This window comes from Mycobacterium sp. ML4, from assembly GCF_054515735.1.
Genome location: NZ_JBTNSY010000056.1, coordinates 1 through 7540, shown reverse-complemented (window position 1 = coordinate 7540; position 7540 = coordinate 1). Strand labels below are relative to the sequence as shown.

Annotated in this window: 5 protein-coding genes and 1 pseudogene; 2 read left to right on the top strand and 4 right to left on the bottom strand. The window is 62.5% G+C overall.

What is annotated here, in order from left to right:
- Positions 1-186, bottom strand: a pseudogene (locus tag ACX9NE_RS28985) (hypothetical protein); the annotation flags it as partial.
- Between the two features lie 297 nt (positions 187-483).
- Between ACX9NE_RS28985 and ACX9NE_RS28980 the strand changes: the two are divergent.
- Positions 484-1164, top strand: coding sequence for a DUF305 domain-containing protein (locus ACX9NE_RS28980; RefSeq protein WP_459365213.1), 681 nt, complete (start codon positions 484-486; stop codon positions 1162-1164).
- 127 nt (positions 1165-1291) lie between these two features.
- Here the strand turns inward: ACX9NE_RS28980 and ACX9NE_RS28975 are convergent, their stop codons facing one another.
- The 3 genes from ACX9NE_RS28975 to ACX9NE_RS28965 form a co-directional block, all read right to left on the bottom strand.
- Positions 1292-3271 (bottom strand): serine/threonine-protein kinase PknD, encoded by a 1980-nt coding sequence (locus tag ACX9NE_RS28975; protein ID WP_459365209.1) that lies wholly within the window; start codon positions 3269-3271, stop codon positions 1292-1294.
- A gap of 17 nt (positions 3272-3288) precedes the next feature.
- Positions 3289-4428, bottom strand: coding sequence for a phosphate ABC transporter substrate-binding protein PstS (gene pstS / locus ACX9NE_RS28970; protein WP_459377752.1), 1140 nt, complete (start codon positions 4426-4428; stop codon positions 3289-3291).
- A 279-nt stretch (positions 4429-4707) separates the two neighbouring features.
- Entirely contained in the window at positions 4708-5547 is an 840-nt protein-coding gene (locus ACX9NE_RS28965) for a YHS domain-containing protein (RefSeq protein WP_459365211.1), read from the bottom strand.
- Between the two features lie 747 nt (positions 5548-6294).
- On the opposite strand from ACX9NE_RS28965, the gene ACX9NE_RS28960 reads away from it, so the two are divergent.
- On the top strand, positions 6295-7540 hold a 1246-nt coding region (locus ACX9NE_RS28960; protein WP_459365212.1), incomplete at its 3' end, for a condensation domain-containing protein.

Below are 7540 nucleotides of genomic sequence, written 5' to 3'. Positions count from 1 at the left end.
ACGGGTCACGCCTGAAACGACCAAGTCGTCCAAGTCGAACGACAGGTCAACAACGGGCAAATCCTGGGCTTGCGCCAGGTCGAACGCGCAAGTTGGCAAGGCATGTGCCGCTACGTGATCCAGCGATGGCGATGACGGATCGATCCGACCATCACTGCCGAAGAGCACAGAACCGGAGCGGTCCAACGAGCAAAAAATCCTGTGCTGCAACGAATGTCAAGTACCTCCTCGCTTGACCGTGCACCGGACACAGCGACGAGATGATCCCATGGGCTGGCCCGCCAGCCGAATTGCTAGGCGTCGGGCAGCTTTTCGTAGCCCTCGGCGAGATCCTGCCGGAACGCGGACCGACTCGACGAGCATTTTGGTGCCCGACCGTATCTATTGCTCGCCCGCAGGGCATCCTGCCCACCTGTTACCATCTACCCGTATGAGGTATATGAAAACGACTCCGCGCTTGGTTCTCGAAAGGAATTCATCGTGATGGTGCGACGATCACTGACCGCCTGCGGAGCTGCAGTCATGGCGCTACTGACCTTGACCGCATGCGGCAACTCCGGCAATCAGGCCGGCTCCGGTACCACGACGGCCGTCTCGTCGAGCGTGTCGAGCTCGCCGGCGAGCACGCAGGCGCACAACGATCATGACGTCATGTTTGCCCAGCACATGATTGCCCACCATCAGCAAGCCATCCAAATGAGCGACATGATCCTTGGTAAGCAGGGCATCGATCCTCGCGTAGTCGACCTGGCCAACCAGATCAAGGCTGCGCAGGGACCGGAAATTCAACAGATGCAGACGTGGCTGAACCAGTGGGGACAACCCACGACGCCGGGCGCCATGTCCCCTTCGTCGACGATGCCCGGCATGCCGAGCCACAGTGGAATGCCCGGGATGCCGAGCAACAGCGGAATGCCGGGGATGCCCGCGATGGGCGGGATGATGTCCGAGCAAGACATGCAGGCCCTGCAGAACGCACAAGGCGTTGACGCCAGCAAGCTGTTCCTCACCCAGATGATTCAGCACCATCAGGGTGCGATCGCCATGGCCCAAAACGAAATCAAGTCCGGTCAGTACTCTCCCGCTACGGCGATGGCGCAGTCGATCGTCACCAGCCAGCAGAAAGAGATCACGACAATGCAAACTATCTTGGGCTCGCTGTAGCGAGCGTTTGTACCGACGCCGGGGTTTAGCTCGAGGAGCCTGGCCGGGGATTCGGCACCTGCAGGCAATTTCCGCCGTACCGACCAACTCCCGCGGGCGATCCTCACGCGGATGCCGGGATCGACGGCTAATTGGACGGCAGCTGCACGACTCTACCGTTGCCGTTGTCAGCGACGAATACTTTCTTCCCGGAGGTGTCGACCGCTACGCCCATCGGGTGGCCGCCGCTGAATGGCAGTATCGTCGGGGTGCTAGACCCCGGATTCAGCTTGACCACTTTGCCGGTTTCGTGATCGGTCACGTAGACGGCGCCCGCGGCGTCTACCGCGATACCCGAGGGCACAGCAAGTCCGGTGAAGGGCAACTCCGTCGGGGTGCTCGACCCGGGATTGAGTTTCAGCACCCTGTCGTTGTCGGAGTCGGTGACATAAATGATGCCCGAGGGGTCCACCGCCACACCATCTGGATGGTTGAGGCCGGTGAATGGTAGATCAGCCTGGGTGTCTGACTTGGCGTCCAGTTTCACCACTCTGTCGTTCCCGCGGTCGGCGACATAGACATTGCCGGCGGCATCAACCCCAACGCCCTGCGGGTAAGCGAGGCCGGTAAACGGCAGCACGGACTGTGTGTTCGATCCGGCGGCCAGCTTGACCACTCTGTTGTTGAAGTCGGCGACGTACACGGTGCCGTTGGCGTCGACCGCCAGTCCCTGCGGCTGGTAAAGGCCGGTGAAGGGCAGCACTGTGGGGGTTAGCGACCCGGAGGCCAATTTCACCACGCGCCCATACATGCTTTGACTCGTGACATATACGCTGCCGGTGCTATCCAGCGCCACCCCGCCCGGCGAGAGGGGGAAGCCGAGCCCGGTCAACGGCAGCACCGTCTGCCCCGGCGCCGATGCCGCCGGGGGCGGTTTCGGCTTGAGAAGGTATCCGGCGACGCCGCTGGCTGCGATGACAACCAGTGCGGCGGCACCGATCACGATCCACTTGCGTTTGCGCCGGGGTCCCGCGCGTGCGCCGGATGTTGGGGCGGGGTTCGGTTGGTCCGCAAGGCTGACGGGGGGCGAGATGTTGGGTCGGCCGCGCCATCCGGCGGTGTCGGCAGGCGCAGCTGCCCACCCGCCTTGGGCCGTGGGCGGACTTGACATTGCTGACCAGGGCCTGGCCTGGGTCACCGAGTCGGCGGCGACCGGCCCGGTACCGGTTGACAGAATCGTTTGCTCGCCGCGCTGCGCAATTGCGGCCGCCTGGTTCTGCTCGGCTGTGGTCAGGGCACTATGGGCGGCAGCGGCCAGTTCACCGGCGCTGCGAAACCGCTCCTCGGGCTTTTTCGCCATTCCTTTGGCGATCACGTGATCGAGAGCTGCCGGAATGATGCCGGGACGAAGTTGACTGGGCCGCGGGGCGGGCTCCATTAGATGCGCACTGATCACCCTCTCGATGCTGCTAGCCCGATAAGGAGGTGACCCGGTCAAACACTCGGCCAACACACATGCCAGCGAATAGATATCGGCGCGAAAGTCAACCTCGTCGCCGGCGAACCGCTCCGGAGCCATGTAGTTGTAGGTTCCCAGTGCCATCCCGGTGTGGGTCAGCCCTGGATCGGTTGCCGCGCGAGCGATGCCGAAGTCCACCAAATAGGCGAAGTCATTGACGCCAATGATGATGTTCTCCGGTTTGACGTCGCGGTGCGTCACCCCGCTGGCGTGCGCGGCGTCCAGCGCGGCGGCGACCTGTCGCACGATGGCCACCGCTCGGGCCGGTGTCAGAGGACCGTATGCCGTCAGCATGCGGCGCAAAGAAAGACCGTCGATCAGCCGCATGTCGAGGTACAGCTGCCCGTCAATCTCGCCGTAATCGTGGATCGGCACCACATGTGGCTCGGTCAGCCGTCCCGCGGCGTCAGCCTCGCGCTGCATCCGCTCGCGAAACACCGGGTCGGCGGAGAATTGGCTTGAGATCAGCTTCAGCGCTACCACGCGGCGTTTGCGGGTGTCCTCGGCCTCATAGACCTCGCCCATTCCGCCGCGACCCAGTAGCCGCATCAGCCGATAGGGCCCGACAAGCGAGCCTGTCCTTGGACCCTGCTCACTGACGCCTGCCATCCAACTCCTTCATGTCATCAAGAGATAGCGTTTACCGCTGTTGTCAGCCGCGATTGGAGCCAGCCCGGCGGCGTAATGGATCCATACTGCGCCAGGCCCTCTTGTCCCGGACCAGTTATCGCCTGCATAAACGCCCTTACGGCGGTACCGGTTGCCGACTCCGGATACTTCGAACAGACGATCTCATAGGTCGGCTCCACGATTGGGTACGCGCCGGGCTGCGTTGGCTTGGCGAACGATGACGTATCCAACACCAGATCATTGCCCTGACCCGCGATCCTGGCTCCCGCGATCGTCTTGCCGACTGACTCGGGTGTGATCGACACGGGACCCGACCCGGGCGAGGTGATGATCTGGGCGATGTTCAATTGTTTACCCAACGCGAACGACCACGCGGTGTAGGTGATGGATCCGTCGGTGGTCTGCAGGGCCGCCGTCACTCCATTGTCCCCATCGGCGCCGACACCGACGCCCCCCTGGAACGTCTTGCCGTCGCCTTTTCCCCAAACACCGTTGGATGCGGCATCGAGGTATTGCTGGAAGTTGGCCGAGTTGCCGGATTCGTCACTGCGGAAGATGACCCGGATAGGCGATGGGGGCAGGTTGATACCCGTATTCAGCGCCCTGATCGCCGGGTCATCCCACCGGGTGATGGTGCCGTTGAAAATCTTCGCCATGGTGGGCGCGTCCAGCTTCAGCGAACTCACGCCGGTGATGTGGTAGGTGACCGCGATCGGTTGAAAAAGTGCCGGCAGCTCCCAGGCGGGGGATGCGCATCGCGCCGCCGCCTTGTTGGGTTCACCTTTCGCCGGATCCAACGGCACGCCGGACCCGGCCAGATCCGTCTCGCTCTTGATGAACTGTTCGACCCCGGCACCGGAGCCATTTGCCTCGTAGTCCAGCGTGTACCCGGGGCACGCGTGGGCGTAGGCATTGACCAATAGCTGTATCGCGTTCGCCTGTGCGGTCGCGCCGCTGGCGTTCAGCTCCGCCTTGCCGCCGCAGTCCACTTTGGCCGACGGCCCTGAGGAGGGAGCGGAGGTATTGGTGTTGCTACCGCATCCCGATAACACCAGCGCGCCAATGACCAGCAGGTTCACGACGTCGGTGCGGGGGAATCTCACAGAACTCCTCTGAACGGGTAGAGGGACACACATCTACTGTGCCACTGCCGCGGCCAACGCGGTCGCAGTCGATAGGTTTGACCAAAGCGTTATCGAAATCCACTCGATGTAAGCCGCAGGGCCCGGTGCAGCAATGGGGTTCATACGGGACTACGGGGATGTGCGCCTGCCCGCTGCGGGTGAAGAGCTGCACGCGGCCATGCCGGCAACGGAGATAGATTCTCGATCAGTCGGCCGCACAACTTTGACTTTCTGCAGGGCTTTCGCGTCGCCCGGACCGGCGCTAGGCGGCTCGCTCAGTGTGCGGGGTCGCTATCCCGATAATGTTTGGGAGACCAGGTAGCGGGCGGGATTGCTGTCGTAGCTGTCAAGGCACACCTGAGAGCAAAAGTATCGACGGTCCCCGTCGACGTCGCGGTGCCCAGCCGCCCGATCGATCACGAGTTCCATTCCGCATACCGGATCGGTCGTGGTCGCGACATCTTTTCCATCTTTGCCCAAGTGCCAGCGGGCAGGTTGTGGCTGAGTGACGCCATAATCGCGCGCCGTCGCATCAGTGCGCGCTCGGCGGGCCGGATCACGGGTCGGCGGCCGCAGGCGCCGGGTCTCAACCTCCCAGACCCAGCCGCTGATGGTCACCTCGTCAGGGATGAGCGGATGGTTCTCAAAAACCTCGATCGTCTTCAGCAGCGCCTCGTCGACATCGTCGGTCATCCCGATCCACTTGGCGAAAGCGCCCCTGTCGAGTTTTAGCTCTGGCAGCGTCGGATCCAAGATCGGCTGATCGGTGTCGATGCCCTTGGCCTTGAAATAGGCCTCGAGGTCCCTGGCGTTTGCCGACAACATTCCGCACTGGGTGTGTTGAACAATGACAATCTCGGTGGTCCCGAAAAAATTCGTCGACAGCATCGCTGATCGGATCGCATCATCAGTGACGATTCCCCCGGCGTTGCGGAAACAGTGCGCATCCCCATGTGCGACAGGCGAATCGACGTTGATGCCCAGTGCTTCATTGATGGGCAGGCGCTCATCCATGCAGGCCAGCACCCATAGTTTGCGGTCGGTGTGGCCGAAGCGGCCGAACCGACGGCGTTTGGCCCAGTGCTCATATTCAATGACCTTGGCGGTCAGTTCATCCTTCAATGTGGCCACTGTGACCTCCTTCGGTTGGTCTGCACGAGTCGGCATGCGACACCGATGACCTACCCGACGGGGAATCGCGTCGACAGCAACATCTTAAGGTTTGCAGTGTGTCTATGACGCGTCTAGGGCACAAAGTCCTCAACCGGCTGCGCTCAGGGTTATGCCCAGGTCCGCTTGGCGAATTCGTGGCGTTTGTGCGCATCAGCTACGCGGCCTGGCCATACACCGGCCGCGTCGCTTCGAGTGACTGAAATCTGTTGACGCATATCGCCGTCCCGACAGCGCTCATACCCGGCGGGGGTAGGGACCTTGGCCACTGCGGGAAAGGGCAATAGGGCTCTACCGCTGGCGCCGGCTGCCAACCACAGTTGGAGTTCGAGACGTTGATGGCAGGCGGGAGGTTGTTGCCCTAATGTTCGTTCACCAGGTCGATTCACCGCCTGGTCCACCCGTCAGTGCGCTGCGATGCAGTCACTGTGAAGGTCGGCTTCCGGATTCCTGCTGCAGCATCGGTCGGGTGTGGCGTCGGCGAGGCCGTCATGTGGTCTGGACGCCGCTGATTCGGCACCGGCAGGGCCGCGAACCAACCCTGACGCCACCCACCGCAATGCTGAGCGGAACCGATAAGCGGCGGCGACAAGTCTTTCCTTCGGTGCCCCTTAGGCGAGATCCATGATGTCCTGCGCGACAAGCCAACTCGCCGATTGAACTCACGCGAGCGGTGGCCTGCCGGCCTAAAGGAAGGTTCGTCGCCTCATGCTCAACTACGGCACGCAACCCGACATGTTGGGATCGTTAACCGCCGGTCAGCGGTCGATGTGGGCTGTCCAACAACTCCAGCCCGAAGTCCCTTACGCCGTGGCCGGTTTTCTCGCCATCGATCACCATGTCGACGTCGAGAGGCTCACGATGGCGTGCGAAGCAGCGGCGGCGCGGTTCGGCACACAATGCGCGCGGCTGTCTCTCGTGGACGGCGAACCGGTCTTCATCGTCGACCGCTTGCTCCCGCAGAACCTGCGCTCGCTGCGTTGCATCGATCTGCGTGCCGCGTCTGACCCGGTCGCAGCTGCTCATAGCTGGATGAACAACAACTACCACCAGCCAATTGATCTGGTCCGTGACCAGCTAACCGACCTCGCGCTGCTGCGGATCAGCGACAACCTGTCGTACTTCTACTTGCGTGCGCACCACGTTCTCTTCGACGGGTATGGCGCCAACAATTTCATCCGGCACATCGCGGCCGCCTACTCGGGATCGCTTGCGGACACCACCGAAGTCGACTTCTCCGAGTTCGCCCTGCTCCGTGACGCAGATCAGAAATATCAGCAGTCTGCGCGCAGTCATGCTGATGCCGAGTATTGGCAGACCATCGTGCGCGGCTCCCCGGACGTCATCGACCTAGGGGGATGGAGGTCAGCGGCACCACGCCACCCGCAGATGCGCGAGCTGGCGTGCGCGCATCTGTCGGAGAACCACCAGCTCGACGTCGCAAGGGTCATCGCGATAATGGCGGTGTTCATCGCGAAAACCACAGGGCGCCAGAACGTCTCGATGTCGCTGCCGGTCTCGGCGCGCACGACCGCGGCGCTGAAAAGATCTGCGGGCATGGTGGCCAATATGGTGCCGCTGCGCATCTGCGTCGATCACGGCGACACCATGGGCGCGCTGACCGATGAGGTCGGCAAGGCCCTGGTCGGTGCGCTGCGGCATCAGCAGTTCCGGCGCTGGCCCGACCTCATTGCCGACGCAACCCATCTCGACAACCTCGATTTCGGCCCGATCATCAACATCCTCGATTTCGCCACCCCGTTTCGTTTCGGGCCTTCGGAACCGAGGTACAACATCTTGACCAACGGCCCCATACAAGACATCGCAGTCAACATCTATCCGCGGCTGGGTCACGGCGCGCCGCGAATTCAGCTCGCGTGGAATCCGGATCGCTACAGCGCCGACGACATCGCCGGGCACATCACCCGTCTGGAAATGCTCTTGGACCGGCTAC